The 19,940-nt window shown below is 67.7% G+C and carries 19 protein-coding genes and 2 pseudogenes; 8 read left to right on the top strand and 13 right to left on the bottom strand.

Translation table 11 applies throughout. The features are described from left to right. Positions 1–7 precede the first annotated feature (7 nt). From QP165_RS18055 to QP165_RS18010, 10 genes and pseudogenes are all read right to left on the bottom strand, one after another. Complete coding sequence (locus tag QP165_RS18055; RefSeq protein WP_056021793.1) at positions 8–283, bottom strand: hypothetical protein; 276 nt, start codon at positions 281–283, stop codon at positions 8–10. A 215-nt stretch (positions 284–498) separates the two neighbouring features. Continuing rightward, on the bottom strand, positions 499–1,179 hold the full coding sequence (locus tag QP165_RS18050; RefSeq protein ID WP_333996672.1) for a hypothetical protein: 681 nt from the start codon (positions 1,177–1,179) through the stop codon (positions 499–501). Positions 1,180–1,196: 17 nt separating this feature from the next. Then, positions 1,197–1,718, bottom strand: coding sequence for a CS1-pili formation C-terminal domain-containing protein (locus tag QP165_RS18045; protein ID WP_333996671.1), 522 nt, complete (start codon positions 1,716–1,718; stop codon positions 1,197–1,199). Continuing rightward, a complete protein-coding gene (locus tag QP165_RS18040) occupies positions 1,715–2,443 on the bottom strand; it encodes a hypothetical protein (protein WP_333996670.1) in 729 nt (242 codons plus the stop codon). The genes QP165_RS18045 and QP165_RS18040 overlap by 4 nt, the downstream gene beginning before the upstream one ends. Beyond that, entirely contained in the window at positions 2,376–3,755 is a 1,380-nt protein-coding gene (locus QP165_RS18035) for a TcfC E-set like domain-containing protein (RefSeq protein WP_333996669.1), read from the bottom strand. Before QP165_RS18035 ends, QP165_RS18040 begins: the two co-directional genes overlap by 68 nt. Positions 3,756–3,768: 13 nt before the next feature. Further along, positions 3,769–4,257 carry a hypothetical protein gene (locus QP165_RS18030; RefSeq protein WP_333996668.1) on the bottom strand — a complete coding sequence of 163 codons (489 nt, stop codon included), beginning with the start codon at positions 4,255–4,257 and terminating at the stop codon, positions 3,769–3,771. 23 nt (positions 4,258–4,280) lie between these two features. Then, entirely contained in the window at positions 4,281–4,637 is a 357-nt protein-coding gene (locus QP165_RS18025; RefSeq protein ID WP_333996667.1) for a hypothetical protein, read from the bottom strand. Positions 4,638–5,223: 586 nt separating this feature from the next. Continuing rightward, a complete protein-coding gene (locus tag QP165_RS18020; protein WP_443019383.1) occupies positions 5,224–5,769 on the bottom strand; it encodes a Smr/MutS family protein in 546 nt (181 codons plus the stop codon). 25 nt (positions 5,770–5,794) lie between these two features. Then, positions 5,795–7,173, bottom strand: a pseudogene (gene mltA / locus QP165_RS18015) (murein transglycosylase A). Continuing rightward, the gene (locus tag QP165_RS18010; RefSeq protein ID WP_333997066.1) at positions 7,157–7,801 is read right to left on the bottom strand and encodes a Tim44/TimA family putative adaptor protein; all 645 of its coding nucleotides are present in this window, start codon (positions 7,799–7,801) and stop codon (positions 7,157–7,159) included. Before QP165_RS18010 ends, mltA begins: the two are co-directional and overlap by 17 nt. Positions 7,802–7,976: 175 nt before the next feature. Here QP165_RS18010 and secB point away from each other — a divergent pair, with 175 nt between their 5' ends. Genes secB through trpS form a run of 3 tightly spaced genes read left to right on the top strand, consistent with a single transcriptional unit; the run spans position 7,977 to position 11,092 of the window. Beyond that, positions 7,977–8,486, top strand: a complete 510-nt coding sequence (gene secB, locus QP165_RS18005; protein WP_333996665.1) for a protein-export chaperone SecB — start codon at positions 7,977–7,979, stop codon at positions 8,484–8,486. 24 nt (positions 8,487–8,510) lie between these two features. Further along, the gene (gene murJ / locus QP165_RS18000; RefSeq protein WP_333996664.1) at positions 8,511–10,076 is read left to right on the top strand and encodes a murein biosynthesis integral membrane protein MurJ; all 1,566 of its coding nucleotides are present in this window, start codon (positions 8,511–8,513) and stop codon (positions 10,074–10,076) included. Positions 10,077–10,084: 8 nt separating this feature from the next. Then, on the top strand, positions 10,085–11,092 hold the full coding sequence (trpS, locus tag QP165_RS17995; protein ID WP_333996663.1) for a tryptophan--tRNA ligase: 1,008 nt from the start codon (positions 10,085–10,087) through the stop codon (positions 11,090–11,092). A 118-nt stretch (positions 11,093–11,210) separates the two neighbouring features. Here trpS and dnaA read toward each other — a convergent pair whose 3' ends face one another. The 3 genes and pseudogenes from dnaA to mutM form a co-directional block, all read right to left on the bottom strand. Further along, positions 11,211–12,755: a chromosomal replication initiator protein DnaA gene (dnaA, locus tag QP165_RS17990; protein WP_333996662.1), complete on the bottom strand. Its 1,545-nt coding sequence runs from the start codon at positions 12,753–12,755 to the stop codon at positions 11,211–11,213. 437 nt (positions 12,756–13,192) lie between these two features. Continuing rightward, positions 13,193–13,455, bottom strand: a pseudogene (gene rpsT, locus QP165_RS17985) (30S ribosomal protein S20). Positions 13,456–13,562: 107 nt separating this feature from the next. Continuing rightward, the gene (mutM, locus tag QP165_RS17980) at positions 13,563–14,378 is read right to left on the bottom strand and encodes a bifunctional DNA-formamidopyrimidine glycosylase/DNA-(apurinic or apyrimidinic site) lyase (protein WP_333996661.1); all 816 of its coding nucleotides are present in this window, start codon (positions 14,376–14,378) and stop codon (positions 13,563–13,565) included. A gap of 121 nt (positions 14,379–14,499) precedes the next feature. Between mutM and QP165_RS17975 the strand changes: the two genes are divergently transcribed. The 5 genes from QP165_RS17975 to QP165_RS17955 all read left to right on the top strand — a co-directional run bounded on the left by QP165_RS17975 (position 14,500) and on the right by QP165_RS17955 (position 19,813). After that, positions 14,500–15,198, top strand: coding sequence for a class I SAM-dependent methyltransferase (locus QP165_RS17975; RefSeq protein WP_333997065.1), 699 nt, complete (start codon positions 14,500–14,502; stop codon positions 15,196–15,198). 265 nt (positions 15,199–15,463) lie between these two features. Continuing rightward, the gene (ubiB, locus tag QP165_RS17970) at positions 15,464–16,996 is read left to right on the top strand and encodes a 2-polyprenylphenol 6-hydroxylase (RefSeq protein WP_333996660.1); all 1,533 of its coding nucleotides are present in this window, start codon (positions 15,464–15,466) and stop codon (positions 16,994–16,996) included. 12 nt (positions 16,997–17,008) lie between these two features. Beyond that, a complete protein-coding gene (locus QP165_RS17965) occupies positions 17,009–18,115 on the top strand; it encodes a hypothetical protein (protein ID WP_333996659.1) in 1,107 nt (368 codons plus the stop codon). Positions 18,116–18,126: 11 nt separating this feature from the next. After that, positions 18,127–19,326, top strand: a complete 1,200-nt coding sequence (coaBC, locus tag QP165_RS17960) for a bifunctional phosphopantothenoylcysteine decarboxylase/phosphopantothenate--cysteine ligase CoaBC (RefSeq protein ID WP_333996658.1) — start codon at positions 18,127–18,129, stop codon at positions 19,324–19,326. Positions 19,327–19,432: 106 nt separating this feature from the next. Beyond that, positions 19,433–19,813: a hypothetical protein gene (locus tag QP165_RS17955; RefSeq protein WP_200916257.1), complete on the top strand. Its 381-nt coding sequence runs from the start codon at positions 19,433–19,435 to the stop codon at positions 19,811–19,813. Positions 19,814–19,940: the final 127 nt, after the last annotated feature.

Here is a 19,940-nt window from a genome sequence, read left to right as displayed (position 1 = left end):
CCGGGTCTTAGCCGCGGGGCCGGCGCTGCTGACGCTGCTGTTGCTGCTGCATCTGCTGGTCGAGGCCATCGACGCGGCCGTTGATCTGATCGATGCGCTGCGCGTTCTGCTGCGCCTGACCGGCGGCCGCCTGCGCCTGCGTGAGCGCCTGACCCGACGTTCCCTCGACGGTCCGAAGGCGGCCGTCCATCCCGTCGATCCGCGTGTTCACGGTCGCGATCTGCTCCCTGACGAAGCCCTTGGTGGCGCATCCGCCGAGCCCGACCGATCCGACCAAGATCATCGCAACTGCCGAATATTTAGGGAAACTTGTACGCATAGCTTGAACCTCCAAGATGGATTTGCGCACCCAGCGCGGGGTCTGTCGGACTGACAATCGATATTAGTCGAGACGTGCAGATCCTGCGGCGGGAAACGCTCGCCGACCGGGCGCCGATCGGCGGACCCGCGAACGCCGTGCGGACTCGGTCGGGCCGGGACGTTAACCAAACAAGGCGCTCAAAAGCGGCGGGTTTCGACCGAGGTCCCCGTCTTGACCCGGTAGTCGACGGGGCGGTCCGGATCGATCGTCTGCGTCCAGTCCGCACCCGCATACAGGCGGCGTGGCGGGAGCGTGCGGCAATCCTTGCCCGCCGCATCGCACTGGCGCCCTTCGTAGAGTTCGACATTGGTGCTGCCGGTGTTCGCCAGCACGAGCGCGGTTGCGGCGCGGGTGGCGGTGATCGTGCCGGCGAGCACCGGCGGGCGGACGATCACGAGCATGTCATAGCCGACGAGCAGCTTCAGCGCCGATCCCGCCGCGGAAATCTCGCCCGCGACCGGCTTGACGGTGACGCGGTAGATCCGGTCGCGCGCGCGCCGCGCACCGATCACCGCGATACGCAGCAGCCGCCGCTCGCCGGGCTCTAGGATCAGCTTCTGCGGCGTGACCAGCAGGCCGCTCGCTGCAGGATCGACGCTGGCAACGCGGCGTTCGCGCGGCGTGCCGGGATCGACGATCTCGGCCGGCTCGGCGACAACGTACATCCGCTCGGCCCCCGTGTTCCACGCCTCGATATCGGCGCGTGGCGGGCCGCTGGCCGCGAGATCGACGACGACCTGGCTCAGCACGAGGTCCGCCCGTGCCGGCGTCGCCCCCAACAGCGTCGCGAACGCCAGCGCCGCAATCCATCGCATCATATGCCCGTCCTCCTTCGTCACGGCGTCGAATCCGCCATCTGCCTCGATGAAAATGCGCGCACGCAGACCAGCGTGCCGATCGCCGCATAGCCCTCCGCGCCCGGGGCCGCCGCGACCGGCAGGCGGCATTGCCCGCCATCCGCGGTCTGGACCTTGAGCGTTGTCCGCACGCCGGCCTCGATCTGGAAATAGCCCTTGTCGTCGGTCGTGCCGATCGCGTCGCCCGCATGGACCGCGGCGTTCGCCATCGGCGTACCGTCAGCATGGACGATCCGACCGAACATCGCGACGACGGGGTACGCCGTCCAAGACGCGCGCGCGACGGTGCCGGGATACACGCTGACGTCGCGCGCGCCGCCGTCGACATGGACCAGATCGGCGCCCGTCGACCGGATCCGCACCGCATAGCGGCGATAGGCCGGCACCAGCACCGACGCGGTGCGCCCCGCGCGAACGACGCCCCGCACCGTGCCGTCGATCAACAGCTCGAACGTCGCACTCGGATCGAGGCCGGCACCCTCGACCCCGACGAGGATCACGCTGTCGCTCCGCTCGCGCCCTTCGAATGCGAGACCCTGCCCGCTGACGGCCGCCGTCGTCTGGAAGCCGAGCGCATATTGCGTGGCGCCGTTGCGCCCGCCGACCGGCTGCGCGAGATCGGCGGACACCGTCGCTGCGCGCGTTCGAAGATCCGCATGCCCCCGCGCCAGCGCACCATAGACCTCGCGCTCGAGCCCACCCGACAGCGCGACGTTACCGCCGAGTACGCCATCCCGCTGCCATGCACCGCCGATTCCGCCGACCAGCGCGGTCCCGCCACCGAGACGCGAACCGCCGCCATCGCGCGCGCCGCCCCCGCGCCCGATATCGTGCGTATGCCGGCATTGGCATAGGTCGACGACGCCCCGCGCAGACGTTGGAGACTGAGCCCGAAAAACGCCGAACGGCCGCGGTTGGACAATGTCATGTCGCCGCGCAGGCTGACCTGCAGTCCCCCGCGCTCAAGGAGCGGCATGTAGAGCGTGGGGCCGATCCCGTAGCTTCGACTGGCGCGGGCGTCGTCGCGGTAGAAGCCGGTGACGCCGATCTGCCCGGGGCGCAGCGTATAGCTGAGCGTGCCGTAGACCTGGACGAACGATCCCGCGCCAAGCCCGCGGACGCTGTCGATCGTGCCGACATCATAGCCGCGCGACAGGTCACCGAGCGGAATCAGCGGCCGGTCGCCCCGGCTCCACACGCGGCGCGCGTCGAGGGTGTAGTTCAATCTCGCGGATCCCGGCGAGGAAATCTGGGCGAATAGACCCGCATCGCCGCGGACCGAGGCAAGCGCCGCACCCCGGATCTGCGCGCGTTCGCCCAGCCAATAGCCGCCCAGCTCGAGCATCGCGGTCCGGTCGGTCCCCAGCAGCGTGGCATCGACCGCGACATGCGGGGACAGACGGCGCGCCACGCCCGCCTCGTAGAACGGCGTCTGCGACACCGCGACCGGCGTCCCCCGGCGGTCGTTCGCGAGCAGCCCCGCATAGGCGAAGAAGATCGGCTCGCCGACCGCCGCGATCGCGGCGTCCTTGGTAAAGAAACGCCGCTCGTCGCGAACAGCGCCGCCCGCTTCCTGGATTCTGCAGGATCACCTCATACGCGCCGTCGGGCAGGCTGGCGCTGTCGAGCGCGTGGTTCCCCGCATCATAGGTCCGCGACGACACCAGCCGCCCCTCGCGCAGGATATCGACGCGCGAGCGTACTGCGAGCGACACGACCAGCGGACTTCCCGCGATCAGCATGCGGTCGAGCCGCGTATCCTGCTGGCTCTGCACACCTGCACCGACGATCTTGCGGCGGCCGGTGAGATCGATACCCGGCGCCCATAGCGCCCCGGCAGCATAGCGGACGCCGGGTTTGTCGAGTTCTGCCGCAAGCGTATCGACGACCAGACCGAAGCGCGACGAATAGAACAGCTCGTTGCGCAGCCGCGCGTTGCGGTAGCCGAAGATCGCTCGATTGTTCAGCGCGATCTCTGCAGTACCGCCGCTCCCCGCGATCGTCCCGCCAAACTGATCGACCAGCGACAGCCCGTCGGAAGGCGGCCGCAGATAGTGGCGCTCGGCAGCGGCATGGACGGACAGGGCTAACGGATTGACGACGATATCGACGCGGAACCGCGCCTCGTCGAAGACCACGCCCGCGACGGCCGGTTGCAGCGTGGCGCACGCCGCCGGGACCGCGTCGGCCGCACAGACGAGCTCGGCATGCGCATCGAGCTCGGGCGCGCCCAGGACGGCGCGGATCGCGGCGGGATCGCGCAGGTCCGGGATCAACGCGATCACCGCATCGACATCGACGAAGGTCAATCGCCCGGCCCCGTGGATGATCTGCGCCTGTCCGACGATCCGGCCGCCGATCTGCACGTCGACCACCGCCTGCTGAACGCTCGCGAGCTGATCGAAGCCCGCGGGCTGACCGACGACGACGCCCGTCTTGCCGGTGCTGTCCTGCGCGTGGGCAACGATCGGCGCGATCGTGCCGGCAAGCAGCAGCGGCACCGCCAGCCGGTCGAGCCGGAATCCGGATCCATACATCGCCGATCCGCCGCTATTCTGCAGCGACGAGCAACGTCAGCGTACCCGTATACGCACCGGCAGTCGCCGCGCTGAGATCGGCTGCGCGGAGCGCGATGATCAGGCTTGCCGAGTCGTTACCGAGCACGCACCCGAGATTGAGCCCCAATGCCGTCGAGACGAGACCGCCCCGCGTGGCGCCGGGCTGGAGGGCGAGGCCATTCGACTGATTCGGACGCGCCGCCCATTGCACGTCATACGCCATCGGCGCGCCGGCCCCTGCGAGCGTGAAGGCCCCACCGCCGCCGCTGCCGATCGCGCGGATGCTGTAGCCGCCCCCGAGCGATGTGGCGGAGACGCAGACGTTCCTGCTCTGCGTCACGTCACCCGCGGTCGTCGCCAGCACGCCGAAGCTGAAGTCGGCGAGCCGCGTGATCTGCACCTGCTGCGCCCATGCGCGCTGAAGCAGGCAGGGCGACAGCGCGAGCGCGATCCCGGTCAGCAGCGTCGGCAGAACCCGCATCGCGCTGCGCGCCGCTCAGCCGGTCAGAGCGGGTTGACGAGCAGCGTCAGCGTACCGGTATAGCTGGTCAGCGATGCCATCGTCTGGAGCTGGGCCGGCGCGATCGACACGACGAGCGACGACGTCGTCGTTGGTGCCGTCGCGCAACCGGGCAGGACCGCGGTCGACACGAAGCCCGCCGACGCGGTTGCGGGGACGAGCGCGGTGCCCGTCGTCTGACCCGATTGCTGGCTCCACGCCACCGCATAGGTGACAGGCGTCAGCGAGCCCGACGCCAGCGTGAACGCCCCCGGTGCCGCTGCCAGTCGCGGTGATCGTATAGCCCTTGGTCGCGGTATTGCTCCATACGCACGTATCCTGCGGCTTCCGGGCTTCGGCACCAGGGTCGACATTGGCGAGTGTGATGTCGGTAAGCCCGGTGATCTGCACGCGGCTTGGAACGGAGACCGTGATCTGCACGCTGCCCGTCGACGTCGCGCCCAGCGTGCCCTGCGTCGACGCCAAGGCCGGCGAGGCCAGGAGGACGGGGGCGACAGAACACATCGCCAGACCCAGTCGTCTCGACGTCTGTGCCAAAATGCGGCCACGAACCATAGTGATGATCCGGTTCTTAATAGAACCCGGACCGGTTGCAACGCCAGACACCAATAAAGTCACTGCCATTCTCCGCCCAATCGCTGCTGTCGGCAAACATCTGTTCAGCAACCGTGGTTGAACTTCGATTTGGCAGGCCGTGATTAACGAAACGTAATTAGGAAGTTGGCTGGTTCCCGAATAGCGGATTTATCGAAGTCATTCCCGTTTCAGTATCACCAAGAACCGGTTTGTCGAGTTATTGCACATGGCGCCACCGGCCCCCGCCGGTCGATGGATCGCGCGATCGTCTGCCACGGCGTCAGCCGGTATCGACCGCGCCGGGATGGATTGAGAGCGAGCCCGCCCGGGCAGGCGACCGCGGCAGGGTCTTCAGGCGAGCGCTTCGCGGCTGCGGCGCAGGATGATGTAGAGCGCGCCCGCGCCGCCGTGGCGGGGATGCGCGCCGCGGACCGCGACGATACCGCCCGCATGGCGCGAGATCGACAGCCAGTCGATCACCGCGGCACGGATCGCGCCGCGCGCGTGCGGTCGTTCACTCTCGGGGCGCGGCGGCTTGCCCGTCACCAGCAGCAGCACGCGGTCTCCGCGCGCGATCGCACGCGCCAGCCCGGTATCGAGGATCGCATGCGCCGACGACAGCGTATGGCCGTGAAGATCGATCGAACTGTCGGGACTGACCGCGCCGCGCAGCAACCGCTTGTCCCATCCGCCGTCGAGCGTGTTCGCCGGAGCGAGACCCCGCGGCGCGGCCTTGGCCGGACCGGGAACCACGGCCGCGGGCTGGGTTGGCATGCGAATGCCCTTGGTCGGTTTCACCTTGCGTGCCGGCCCGCTCGCGGGTGCGGCAGCGGGCGCGGGTGGCGCAAGCACGGCCGAGCGCAGCGGCACCGCGCGGATCGGGCGCACGGTCGCCATCACGCGCGCCCAGAGCTGCGCCTCGTCAGCGTTGAGCGGCCGACCCGTCATAGCGCGCTCCATTCGCTGTTCCGGCGTTGAGCCGCGCCACCGTACCGATCGGCAGCAGCAGGAACGCGGTACCACGCCCCGCCATCCCGCCCGCGGTCGCCTCCGCCGCGGCGCCTGCGCCCCAAAGGTGTCGAAGCGGTTGCTGCCTTTGATCGCGCCGCCGGTGTCCTGCGCGATCCACAGCCCGGTCGCATCCTGCCGGTCGAGCGACAACACGACCGGCGCGCCGAGCGGCACGAACTTGACGTCCGCCGCCGCGCTGACCTGCCCCGTCACGGCATACCCCATCGCCCCCTGCGGCGGACCGTCGAGTTCGCGGAAGAAGACGAAACTCTTGTTCTCGCGCATGATCGCCTGCCCCTCGACCGGATGATCGTGGAGCCAGCCGACGATCCCCTGCATCGATGTCTGCCCCGGCTGGAGCAGTCCGCGCGATTTCATCAGCGCGCCGATCCCGGTATAATCGCGTCCGTTCTGCGTGTCGTAACCGATCCGCAGGATCGACCCGTCGGGCAGACGGAGGCGTCCCGACCCCTGGATCTGCAGGAAGAACAGCTCGACCGGATCCTTTGCCCAGGCGAGGATCGGCGCACTGTCGGTCAGCGCACCCTGCTCGATCGCGGTACGATCGTAATAGGGAATGAAATTGCTGCCCGACACGCGCCCGCGGATCTTCTTGCCCTTGAGCGAAGTCGAAAACGCGCCGAGATCGACGTCGATCAGGTCGCGCGGTCGGCCATAGACGGGCGCATAGCCGTCGCGCCGGTCAAGCGACCCGGCGATCTCGGGCTCGTAATAGCCGGTTGCGAAGGCCTTGCCGTCGCCGACCTGAACCGCCTCGAACCACTGCGTGAAAAACGTGCGCGCGCCACCGCGTGGAACCGACGCCGCGGCGGCGCAGGCGGGTTGCCAGTCCGCGCCGCGCGTGAGCCCCGACTGATCGGTGCGACGCTGCAATCCCGGACAACTTGTCAGAAACGCGACGCGTGCGGCTTCGGCCTGAAGCTCGCTGATCGGCAAGCTCGCAATGTCGGGGCCTGCAACGACACCCGCTGCGACGGCACGATCGGCCGGCGCGAACGGCGCCGCAATCGGAACGGGCAGAATAGGCACTGCGCCGACGATCCGCGCGGGGGTCTGGATGCCGCGGATATTCTCGCTGTTGCCCGCATCGCGTACCGGATGAACCCGACCAGGCTTGGCACGCGGATCACTGGTTCCGGCGATCGGCGAACGACCGGCCGACGGGCGATCAGTGGGGGGCGCAACGCCGCCCACGCACCCGCTCAGGGCGACGGCAAGAGCCAGTCCCCCGACGATTCCCCCCGAACGCGCATCACGCCTCGTCGGTATCCGCCAGCTTCCAGTTCGGATCGCTGCTCTTCAGCGTCCGCGCAAACGTCCACACGTCATGCGTCTCGACCGCGTCGGTAAGCGAGCCCGCAATGACTTCGCCCGCCTCGTTGCGCGTGATCGCGGCGATATCCGCATCGAACCGCACCGTGATGCTGGCGTCGCGACCCGACACCGCGGCATCCGCGATGACCGCGCGCTCGATCGTCACGAGACGATTGTCGAGCGTTTCACCCGCCGCCTTGCGGGCTTCGATCGCCTCGACGAACGCCGCGCGGACATCGTCGTTCGCCAGCGTGGCCAGCGTCTCCGCGTCACCCTTCCAGAACGCCTCGAGCGTCATGCGATACGCCGCCTGCGCGCCCTCGAGGAACTGGTTGACGTCGAACCCCGGCTCGCCGGCGACGATCGAGCGCAGCGCGGGCTCCGCGCGCGGCTCGATGTTGCGGTTCGCGATCGTCCGCTGTTCGGGCGTCGCATCGACCGTGCGCGCGATCGGCACCTGCGCGGGACGCTCCTCGGCCGCACGGGGCAAGGGCTGCTCATGACCGGTTCGCTTCCCGAGCACGCTATAGAGACGCATCGCAAGAAACCCTGCGACCATCGCGAGAAGAACAACGTAAAACAACACGGCCTCCGATCTTCCGGCCAACATAGGCCAAAGGCGTTACGATTCAAACCCGCTGCAAAATCCGAAGCCGTTGAAACGCCCGTCGGGCACTGCTACGCGCACCGCCTCAAGACACGAACGCGCGACACCTCCGCTTCGGTCCAATTTCATTCGCATGAAGGACTTGCAGATCATGGACGACCAGAACGGCATGACGATCGCAGATCAGCCGCTTGCCAATGGTGCCGACGAAGCGCCTGCAGCCGGCTTGATCTCGCAGTACGTCAAGGACCTCTCGTTCGAGAACCCGAACGCCCCCGCAGTCTATCAGAACCAGACGCCGCCCGCGATCGACGTGCAGTTCAACATCGGCGCGGCACAGGTCGGCGACGAAGTGCACGAGGTCGTGCTCAAGATCGACGTCCGCGCCGAGACCGACGGGCAGGTCGCGTTCATCGTCGACCTGTCCTTTGCGGGGCTGTTCGGGCTTCGCAACATCCCCGCCGAGCATGTCCAGCCCTTCCTGCTGGGCGAGGCCCCGCGCCTGCTCTTCCCGTTCGCACGCCGCGTGCTGTCCGACGCCGTGCGCGACGGTGGCTTCCCGCCGCTGCTGCTCGAGCCGATCGATTTCGCGCAGCTCTACGTCCAGCAGTCCGAGCAGCAGGGCATCCAGCCGAACGTCGGCGATTTCGGCCAGGCCTGATCCGGGAGATCGGGGGCTGATCGGATGAACCTCGCCAAGGCGCTGGGATCGGTTGGCGGGCTGACGCTCGCCAGCCGGGTCCTGGGGCTCGTCCGCGACTCGCTGTTCGCGCGGTTCGTGGGCGCGGGGTTCGCCTCCGACGCGTTCCTGATCGCGTTTCGCCTGCCCAACATGTTCCGCGCGCTCTTCGCCGAGGGTGCATTCTCGGCCGCGTTCATCCCGATGTTCAACCGCAAGGTCGGCGACAAGGACGGCCGCGGCCTGCCCGATGGCATCAGGTTTGCCGAGGACGCGCTGTCGGTACTGCTGCCCGTGCTGATCGGCATGACGGTGCTGCTCGAGATCGCCGCATGGCCCGTCACCTGGCTGCTGACCTTCGGGTTCAATGGCGCGAGTGCGGAACGGTTCGCCTATGTCGTCCACCTCTCTCGCATCACCCTGCCCTATCTGCTGCTGATCAGCCTCGTCTCGCTGCTCGGCGGCATCCTCAATTCGCTGCACAAATTTTGGATCAACGCCGCCGCGCCGATCCTGCTCAACGCGACGCTGATCGCAGCGCTGCTGCTGTTCCACGAGCACCAGCCGCTGCTCACCGCGCGCAACCAGGCGATCGCGGTGACGGTGTCGGGCGCGCTCCAGCTTCTCTGGCTGATCTGGGCCTGCCGCAAATCAGGTGTCGTGCTCCGGCTGAAGCGGCCACAGCTCAATCCTGACGTGAAGCGGCTAATGGCGCTGATCTGGCCTGCCGCCGCGGGTGCGGGCGCGGTGCAGATCAACCTCGTCGTCTCGACCGCGCTCGCCGCGGCGCTGCTGCCCGCGGGATCGGTCTCGTACATCTATTTCGCCGACCGGCTGAACCAGCTGCCGCTCGGGCTGATCGGCATCGGGCTCGGCACCGTGCTTCTCCCCACCATCTCGCGCCAGCTCGGTCGCGGCGAGGAGACGGAGGCGATGGCGACGCAGAATCGCGGCATGGAGCTCGCGCTGTTCCTGACGCTGCCCGCGACGGTGGCGCTGATCGTCTGCGGCGTGCCGATCGTCGGCGCGCTGTTCCAGCACGGCAAATTCGCGCTCGAAGACAGCGTGCTGACCGCGCAGGCGCTCGCCGCCTTCTCGATCGGGCTGCCGTCGTACATCCTCGTGAAGGTGCTGACGCCGGGCTATTATGCGCGCTCGGACACGCGGACGCCGGTGCGCTATGCGACGATGTCGATGGTCGTGAACCTCGTCCTCAACCTCGCCTTCATCAAGCCGCTCGGCCATATGGGCCCGCCGCTCGCCACCGCGATCGCGAGCACGGTCAACGTCGCGATGCTCTATCGCACGCTGGTCCGGCGAGGGCATTTCACCCCCGATGCGCGCCTCATCAGGCGGACGTGGCGGCTGCTCGTCGCGGCGCTGATCATGGGCGGCGTGATGTATTTCCTCAACGACCTGTTTCAGCCATTCGTCACGGGGACCGGAACCGAGCGCTGGGGGGCGATGCTGGTGCTGGTCGCGACCGGCGGCGTCGTCTATGCGATCGCCACCCTGCTCACCGGCGCGTTCCGGCTGGGCGACATTTCCACGCTCCTGCGTCGTTCCAGATAGGTTTTCCCATGCGCGTCGTCTCCGGCATCAAGCCCACCGGTAATCTCCATCTCGGCAATTACCTAGGGGCGGTGAAGCAGTGGGTGACGCTGCAGGACGACGTCGTCGCGCAGGGCGGCGAGTCGATGTTCTTCATCGCCGACCTGCACGCGCCGACCGAATGGATCGCACCCGCCGAACTGTCGTCGCACACGATCGAGGTCGCCGCGACGATGATCGCGGCGGGGATCGATCCGGCCAAGTCGATCCTGTTCAACCAGGCGCGCGTGCCCGCGCACAGCGAGATGGCGTGGCTGCTCAACACCGTCGCGCGCGTCGGCTGGCTGAACCGCATGACTCAGTTCAAGGACAAGGCGGGCAAGAACCGTGAAGGCGCGAGCGTCGGACTTTACGATTACCCGGTGCTGATGGCGGCCGACGTGCTGCTCTACAACGCGACGCATGTGCCCGTTGGCGAGGACCAGAAGCAGCATCTCGAGCTCGCGCGCGACATCGCGACCAAGTTCAACGGCGATTACGGCGTCGACCTGTTCACGCTCCCCGCGCCGCTGATCAGCAAGGCGGCGCCGCGGATCATGTCGTTGCGCGATGCGTCGGCGAAGATGTCGAAGTCGAACCCGTCCGAGCAATCGGTCGTCAAGCTCATCGACAGCGACGACACGATCGCGGACAAGTTCCGCAAGGCCAAGACCGATCCCGACCTGCTGCCCGCGACCGCCGACGAACTCGGCGACCGCGCGGAGGCGCGCAACCTGCTGACGATCTATGCCGCGCTGGCGGACAGCGACGTGGCGAGCGTGCTGGGCGAATATGGCGGCAAGGGCTTTGGCGCGTTCAAGCCCGCGCTGGCCGATCTGGCGGTGGCCAAGCTCGGGCCGATTCGTGACGAGATGGTGCGGCTGCTCGACGATCGCAGCGCGGTGACCGCGGTGCTGCGCGACGGTGCGGAAAAAGCGCGCGCGCTGGCGGCGCCGGTGCTCAAGCGGACGCAGGATGCGATGGGGCTGCAGGTCTAGGCTGCCGCGCACCCGCTGCGCCGGCGCACCCTCCCGTCATCGTGATGCCCCCGTCATCCTGACGCCCCCGCCGTCATCCTGACCTTCGTCAGGATGACGGCGGCGGGTGCGACCGGCCTCAGCCCTCGAGTTCGCGCATCAGCACACGCACCGCCGCGTCGATATCGCGGTCCTGGTCGCGCAGTTCCTCGATCTTGCGAACCGCATGGATCACCGTCGAGTGATCGCGCCCGCCGAACCGCCGGCCGATCTCGGGCAGCGACCGCGTCGTCAGCCGCTTGGCGAGATACATCGCGATCTGCCGCGGCCGTGCGACCGCGCGCGCGCGCCGCGCCGAAATCAGGTCGAGTGGCTTCAGCTCGAAATGCGCGGACACAAGCTTCTGGATCTCGTCGATCGTCACGCGCTTCTGCGCGCCGCGAAGCACCTCGCCCAATGTCGCCACGGCGAAATCGAGGTCGATCGTGTCGCCCGTCAGCTGCGCATAGGCGACGACGCGGTTGAGCGCGCCTTCGAGCTCGCGGATGTTCGCATGGATCCGGCTCGCGAGCAGGTCGAGCACATCGGTGGGCACGCGCATGTCGGGGAGGTCGACCAGCTTGCGGTCGAGGATCGTGCGGCGCAGTTCGAGATCGGGCGCCTTGATGTCCGCGACGAGACCGACCGCCATCCGGCTGATGATCCGCGATTCGACACCCTCGAGTGCCTGCGGGCAACGATCCGCGGAGATCACCAGCCGCTTGCCCGCCGCCATGATCTCGTTGACCGTGTGGAAGAATTCTTCCTGCGTCGCGTCCTTGCCGGCGATGAACTGGAGATCGTCGATCAGCAGCAGGTCCGCGCCGCGCAGGCGCTGCTTGAACGCATGCGTGTCGCGCGCGCGCATCGAGGCGACGAAATCATACATGAACCGCTCGGCGGACATGCACAGCACCGTCGCGCGCGGGTTCGCCGCGAGAAACGCGTGGCCGATCGCGTGCATCAGATGCGTCTTGCCCTGCCCCGTGTCGCTATGCAGGAACAGCGGGCTGAACCGCACCGGACCCGGCTCGGCAAGCACCTTGGCGGCGTTGAACGCGACCTTGTTCGACGGATCGACGACGAAGCGCTCGAACGTGTAGCGCGGATCGAGCGGCGGGCGCTCGGGAAGATGAGCCGCGATCGTATCGGCGGCGGACGCCGCCGGCTTCAGCGCCGGGTCGACGCCGAACTTCAACGACGCCTGGGCGGGCTCGACGACGGGCGCGGGGGCGGGTTTCGATGCCGCATTCGCCTTCGTCCCCGACTCCGACTCCGCCCTGGCATCCTCCGCCTCGACAGCCGGTACAGCCTGCGGTGCGGGCTCATCGGGGACGATCGCGAGCACGACCGGCGCGGGGCCGGGTGCGCGCGTCTCGATCTGCACGGTGCGGACCTGCGGCATGATCTGGCGGAATTCGAGCGCAAGCCGGTCCGCATAGTGATTGCGGACCCAGTTGGTCATGAACGCCGAGGGCAGCGCGAGCCGAATCGCATCGCTGTCCTCGCTCGGGATCAACTCGATGGGTTTCAGCCATTGCTCGAACAGCCGCGCGCCCGCGGATTCGCGCAACGACGCACGCACGCGGCCCCAGGCCTTTTCGGCCTCGGTCGCATGCACGGTCGATCCTCGCAAATTCGTCACGCGCACGCTTCTCCGACCCCGCGCGACAGCCACGCTGGTGATATAGTCCCGACAGAAAATGATACCCCGCGACAGCCATTTAGACCGCCCGGCATCTTCGCCCTATTGCCCGCGCGGTGGTGATCCACGTCCGTGATTCACCGCCGCTGCGGGTTGCAGTTATGAAGCGATCGGCCCGTGTAGCAAGGCCCACGCACGTCACATTTTCGAAATAAAGCGGGTTGACTTGATCAACCCCCGGAAATGCGTCGATATTTTTATAAGTGGCTGTGTTTACGCATTTTTTGCGTTTTATGGCTTGGTGCGGCTTGACGTCGCGCCACTCGAATCGCGGGGAATCCTAGGGTTGCGCAACCACGCGATCGGTTCCCTTCGCAGACGCAAAAAACCCGCCGGAGAAACCCCGGCGGGTGATCTACGCAGCAGTGACGGTTCGCTCAGGCGAGCCCGGTCACGGCCTTGGTCAGACGCGCGAACTTGCGGCTCGCGGTGTTCTTGTGCAGCACGCCCTTGGCGACGCCGCGCTGGAGCTCAGGCTGTGCCGCGGCCAGTGCGGTGGTCGCTGCGCCCTTGTCGCCCGAAGCCAGTGCGGCCTCGACCTTCTTGATGAAGGTACGGATACGGCCGACGCGGTTGCCGTTCACTTCCGCGCGACGGTCGTTGCGACGGATACGCTTTTCGCCTGCGGCGTGTTCGCCATGAAGCCCTCTGGATGTTCGAATGATGAAAAGGGGCGCCGGATTGCTCCTACGCCCTCTCGAAGCCGCGGCCCTAGCCACTCCGCGCCGAATCGTCAACCGACTTCGATCAGCCGCGTTGGCAGCGGGGACACCAGAAGGTCGAGCGCCCGCCCTCCGTACGCCGCCGCACGACCGCGCCGCATTCGCACGGCTCGCCTTCGCGACCATAGACACGCCACTGCTTGGAGAAATAGCCGAGTTCGCCGTCGGGCCTGACATAATCGCGCAGCGACGAGCCCCCGGCGAGGATCGCGGCGGTCAGCACCGCGCGAATCGCCTCGACCAGACGGTCGAGCCGGAACAGCGAGATCCGCCCCGCCGCACGGCTCGGCGCGATCCTCGCCATGTGCAGCGCCTCGCACACATAGATATTGCCGAGCCCCGCGACGATCTGCTGATCGAGCAGCATCGCCTTGATCGACGCGCCGCGCCCCTCGAGCGCGTCGAGCAGATACGCGCCGGTCAGATCCGGGCCGAGCGGCTCGGGCCCCATGCTCAGGAACGGGGGATAGTTGGCGATATCGTCGGTCGCCCAGAGATCGAGAAAGCCGAAGCGTCGCGGATCGTTGAGCGCGACGACCCGCCCCGCAGCCGTTCCGATCAGCAAATGATCATGCGCGAGCAGTTCGCTCGGATCGACTCGCCAGCGTCCCGACATGCCGAGATGGAACACCAGGGTATCCCCGCGATCGGTGTCGATCAGCCCGTATTTCGCGCGGCGGCCGAGCGCGGTGACGGTCGCCCCGGTCATCCGCTGACGCAGATCGACCGGGATCGCCTTGCGCAGGTCGGCACGGCGCGGCTCGACCGAGGTGAGGCGCTGGCCCTTCAGCACAGGCTCCAGCCCGCGCACGGTGGTTTCGACTTCTGGTAACTCTGGCACGATTTGCAGCTAGGTTGCGTTTGCCCGCGCCACAAGGCGCGGCTAGAGCGCAGCATATGAACGACTTGATCGCGCCCCGGCTGCTCTCACGCCAGACACCGTCTCCTTCGGCTACGAAGACATCCCCGCCACCGAAAAGACCGCCCGCGTCGGTGGCGTCTTCTCGAACGTCGCATCCAAATACGACCTGATGAACGATGCGATGTCGGGCGGCATGCACCGGCTGTGGAAGGATCGCTTCGTCCGCCGCGTGAAACCGCGCGAGGGCGAGCAGATTCTCGACATGGCGGGCGGCACGGGCGACATCGCGTTCCGCATGGAGCCGTCGGGCGCCTCGATCACGGTCGCCGACATCAACCCGCAGATGCTCGAAGTCGGCATGGAGCGCGCGCAGAAGCGCGGACTCGACGGATTGGTCTGGACCGAGGCGAACGCCGAGACGCTGAACTTCCCCGACCGGTTCTTCGACGCGTACACGATCGCGTTCGGGATTCGGAACGTGACCGATATCCCCAAGGCGCTGCGTGAAGCGCACCGCGTTTTGCGGCGCGGCGGGCGGTTCTACTGCCTCGAATTCTCGACGACGGTGTGGCCCGGTTTCGCCGAGGTGTATGACGCCTATTCGCACAAGATGGTCCCGAAGCTCGGGCAGCTGCTCGCGCAGGATGCCGACAGCTATCGCTATCTGATCGAGTCGATCCGCCGGTTCCCCGACATGCCCAAGTTCAAGGGCATGATCGCGGATGCGGGCTTCGTGCAGACCAAGGTCGAGCCTTTGCTGGGCGGTCTGGTCGCGATCCACTCGGGCTGGAAGATCTAGTGATCACGCGAAGGCGCGAAGGCGCGAAGAGGGTTTCACGCGGAGACGCGGAGACGCGGAGAGTAAGGGCTGTGTCCGCGCGACAGCGCATTTCCAATCTCTCGCTGATGATGAAGAGCCGCAGCCGCGGCGAGGCGCACCCCCTCCGCGCCTCCGCGCCTCCGCGCGAACCCATTCTGACTTCTCTTCGCGCCCCTTCGGCGCAGCTCAGGACAGGCTTCGCGCCTTCGCGTGAACCAATCTCTATCTCCGGCGCACACGGACTGTGACCGCCTCGACCACGCACATCTGGCGTCTCTTCAAATGGGGCCGCATCCTCGCCCGCCACGGCGCGCTGCGCGGGATCGAGCGCGATCCCAATACACCCGCTCCCGTCCGTCGCCTCGCGCGGATCGCCAGGCTCGGCGCGCGCGTCCCCGCGGTGCCGCGCTATGCCGACGCATTCCAGGCGATCGGCCCCGCTGCGATCAAGCTCGGCCAGACACTCGCCACGCGCCCCGATCTCGTCGGCGAGGAAGCCGCGCACGACCTGCTCCGGTTGCAGGACCAGCTCTCCCCCGTCCCCTATGCGACGATCGAGGCGGCGATGCTGGCAAGCTTCGGCAAGCCGCTCGAGACGCTCTTCTCGCGCATCGAGCAGGTCCCGGTCGGCGCCGCGTCGATCGCGCAGGTCCACCGCGCGGTGACCACCGACGGACGCCAGGTCGCGGTCAAGGTCCTCCGTCCCGGTGTCGAGGATGATTTCGCGCGCGCGATCGACACCTATAGCTGGGCGGCCGCGCAACTCGAGGCGCTCAGCCCCGAGGCGATGCGGCTGCGCCCGCGGCTGACGATCGAGACGTTCAAGCGCTGGACCTTGCGCGAACTCAACTTCCGCCGCGAAGCCGCCTCCGCCTCCGAGCTCGCCGAGGGGATGACCGCCGAGCCCGACTTCATGATCCCCGCGATCGACTGGGCGCGCTCGACCAACAAGGTCATGACGATCGAATGGATCGACGGCATCAAGCTGTCCGATCGCGCGGCCTTGGTAGCCGCGGGCTATGACCTACCGGGCCTCGCGCAGACGCTCGTCCGCGCGTTCCTGCGCCAGGCGATCGCCGACGGGTTCTTCCATGCCGACATGCATCAGGGAAACCTGTTTGCGCTGCCCGGCAACCGCATCGCCGCGATCGATTTCGGCATCATGGGGCGGATCGACCGGCGCGCGCGCGTCTGGCTCGCCGAGATCCTCTACGGCCTGATCACGGGCAACTACAAACGCGTCGCCGAGATCCATTTCGAAGCGGGCTATGTCCCCGCGCATCACGACGTCGCCGAATTCGCCACCGCGCTGCGTGCGGTCGGCGAGCCGATGCGCGGGCTGCCGGTCAAGGACATGTCGATCGGGATGATGCTCGACAGCCTGTTCTCGATCACGCGCGATTTCGACATGGTGACGCAGCCGCACCTGCTGCTGCTTCAGAAGACGATGGTGATGGTCGAGGGCGTGGCGACGAGCCTCAACCCCGACATCAACCTGTGGGAAGCCGCCGAGCCGTTCGTCCGCGACTGGATCCGCGGCGAACTCGGCCCAGAGGCGATGATCGCCGACCGGTTGATCGCGGATGTCCAGACGCTGACGCGGCTGCCCGAGCTCGTCCGCCGGATCGAGGCGCATTATCCTGCGCCGGGCGGCGCGCCCCCGACGATGCCGCTGCGCGAGATCGAAGTCATCCGGATCGGCGGTGGCTGGCGCTACGCGCTCGTCGCGATCCTCGCCGCCGCCGCCGGCGTCGCGTCGACGCTCGTGTTCGGCTGAGTCGCGCGCGCGATGAACACGCGCAAGCGCTCGGGATTATGGCTCGCCGGCCCGACCCGGTTTGCCGGACTACCGCAGGCGCGGGCGCAGATGTACCTCGCCGTGCTCGTCCTGCTGCTCGCCTGCCTCGCGGTGATGGGCCCGCCGGTCCTCCCCTCGCTCGCGACCCGGGTCGGCGATCAGACCGACATGACCCTCTACCACGCCGTGATCGACCGCGTCCGCCACGGCGAACCCTATTACACCGTCGTCGCCGAGCTTCACCGCGCGGGTGGCTATCCGCTCAAGCCCTTCTTCACCGTGCGGCTGCCGACGCTCGCCATGGTCCAGGCGATGCTGCCGCATCTCGTCGTCCGGATGATGCTATGGCTGCTGTGTCTGGGCACCGCGGCCGCCTGGATCATCCGCGTGCGACGCATCGCGCCGCGCTGGCCGCCTCTGGCGCTGACCGGTGCCACGCTGATCGCGGCGATGGTGGTCAATGTGCAGCCCGGTCTCGACGTGTTCCATGAAACCTGGGCGGGGCCGTTGATCGCGCTGTCGCTCGCGCTCCGGCGTCCGGGCCAGTGGACCGCATCGGTCGCGCTGGGGCTGTCGGCGATGCTCCTGCGCGAAACCGCACTGCTCTATGTCGCGATCATGGCCGCTGCGGCGTTTATCGACGGCCAGCGTCGGGAAGCGGCGGGATGGATCGCCGCGATCCTGATCTTCGGCGTCGCGCTTGCCGCGCATGCGCAGGCGGTCGCACGGATCCTCGAACCGCTCGATGCCCAGTCGAACGGGTGGTTCGGCTTGCTCGGGCTGGGCTTTTTCCTGCGTCTCGCGTCGCTGTCGACCGCGCTGACCTTGACGTGGCCATGGCTCGCGTCGGCGATCCTCGTCGTGAGCGCGCTCGGCTGGACGGCATGGCGCGATCCGACCGCGTCGCGCGCAGTTGCGACGATCGGCGGCTATGTCGTGCTCATCGCGGTCTGCGCACGCAGCGACCATGTCTATTGGGTGCTGATGGTCACCCCGCTGCTCCTGCTCGGACTCGTCTTCGCGGTCGACGGCCTGCGCGACCTGATCGTCGCGGCGATGGACACGCGCCGCATTACGGTGACGCGCATAATCCGCTAGGGATCGTCGCCATGAAGCGCATTCTCCTCATCGTCGGTGGCGGGATCGCCGCCTACAAGGCGAGCGAACTGGTCCGTCTGCTCCGCAAGCGCGGCCATGCCGTCCGCTGCGTGCTGACCGAAGCGGGCCATCATTTCGTCACGCCGATGACGCTCGCCGCGCTGAGCGAGGACAAGGTCTATACGACGTTGTGGGACCTGAAGGACGAGGCCGAGATGGGCCATATCCAGCTCAGCCGCCAGGCCGACCTGATCGTCGTCGCACCCGCAACCGCCGACCTGATCGCGCGGATGGCCAGCGGGCTCGCCAACGACCTCGCGACCACGCTGCTGCTCGCGACCGACAAGCCGGTGCTCGCGGCCCCCGCGATGAACGTGCGGATGTGGACGCACCCGGCCACGCAGCGCAACGTCGCGCAGCTTCGCGCCGATGGGATCACCGTGATGGCGCCCGACGAGGGGCCGATGGCGTGCGGCGAATATGGTCCGGGTCGCCTCCCCGAGCCCGAGGCGATCGCGGATGCAATCGAGCAGGCGCTCGGCGAGCGTGCGGCGCCCGATATGGCCACCGGCCTGCTGGCGGGGCGACACGTCCTCGTCACGGCGGGGCCGACGCACGAGCCGATCGACCCGGTCCGCTATATCGCCAACCGTTCGTCCGGACGGCAGGGATTCGCGATCGCCGGCGCGCTGGCGGCACTCGGCGCCCGCGTGACGCTGATCGCTGGCCCGGTCACGCTCCCGACGCCGCCGGGAACGACGCGCGTCGACGTCGAGACCGCGCGCGAGATGGCCGCCGCGGTCGACGCTGCTCTGCCCGCCGACGCCGCAGTGATGGTCGCGGCGGTCGCCGACTGGCGCGTCGATGCCGCCGGGCTGAAGATCAAGAAGGGTATGGCAGCGCCGACGCTCAACCTCTCGGAAAACCCCGACATCCTTGCAACCGTCGCGCAGGGTGCACGCCGCCCCGCGCTCGTCGTCGGCTTTGCCGCGGAGACCGATCACGTCATCGAGCATGCCACCGCGAAGCTCGCCCGCAAGCGCGCGGACTGGATCGTCGCCAACGACGTATCGGGCGACGTGATGGGCGGCGATGCCAACACCGTCCACATCGTCACCGCGCATGGCGTCGAAAGCTGGGAGCGGCTCGACAAGACCGAGGTCGCACGCCGGCTCGCCGGAAAGATCGCCGAGGCGCTCACGACGAGCTGAGCCGCTAATCCGCCTGATATTGATCGAGATTGCCTAGGAAGTCAGGACATTAGTGTCTCTGCCCGGCGTTGAGCAGCGCCAGCGAGTGGCACCGGAGAGACAGATCATGGCTGTGAAATTTGCAGGAACGATGAACGCGATCAACCGCGGCCTCGATTCGACCAAGCCCGCCAAGGGCGCGGACATCGTCGAGGATTGGGAGGCCGCACTGGCCGATATCGATACGCCGGGCGCAAAGGGCATCCTTCGCGACCTCACGTCGCTGCGCAAGCAGCTCGAAAAGGGTGAGCCCGACGCGGATCGTATTCACGCGCTGCTCCACCGTCTGGGCACCGCGACGACCAAGATTGCCGAAAAGGCGGACAAGTCGCAGGACAAGCTGAAAGCGCTCGGCGAAGCGCTGACCGAAGCCGGCGAGGACACGCCGGACGAGGACGAGGACGTCGAGGCCGCAGCCAACCCGAAGCGTGCGCGCAAGAAGGGCTGACGCACGAACGGGCCGGATCACTCCGGCCCGTTCTATTTCGTGTCCACCGACCCGGTCGATCCTCCCGCCCCGTCTGTTCTGACGGCAGCTGCATCCGTCGGGAGGTCGGCCGGCCGCGTTACCAGCG

The sequence above is a fragment of the Sphingomonas sp. 22R3R2A-7 genome, from assembly GCF_036856055.1.
GTDB lineage: Bacteria > Pseudomonadota > Alphaproteobacteria > Sphingomonadales > Sphingomonadaceae > Sphingomonas.
Note: the sequence above shows the minus strand (reverse complement) of the source record. Positions and strands in the feature narration are given on the sequence as shown.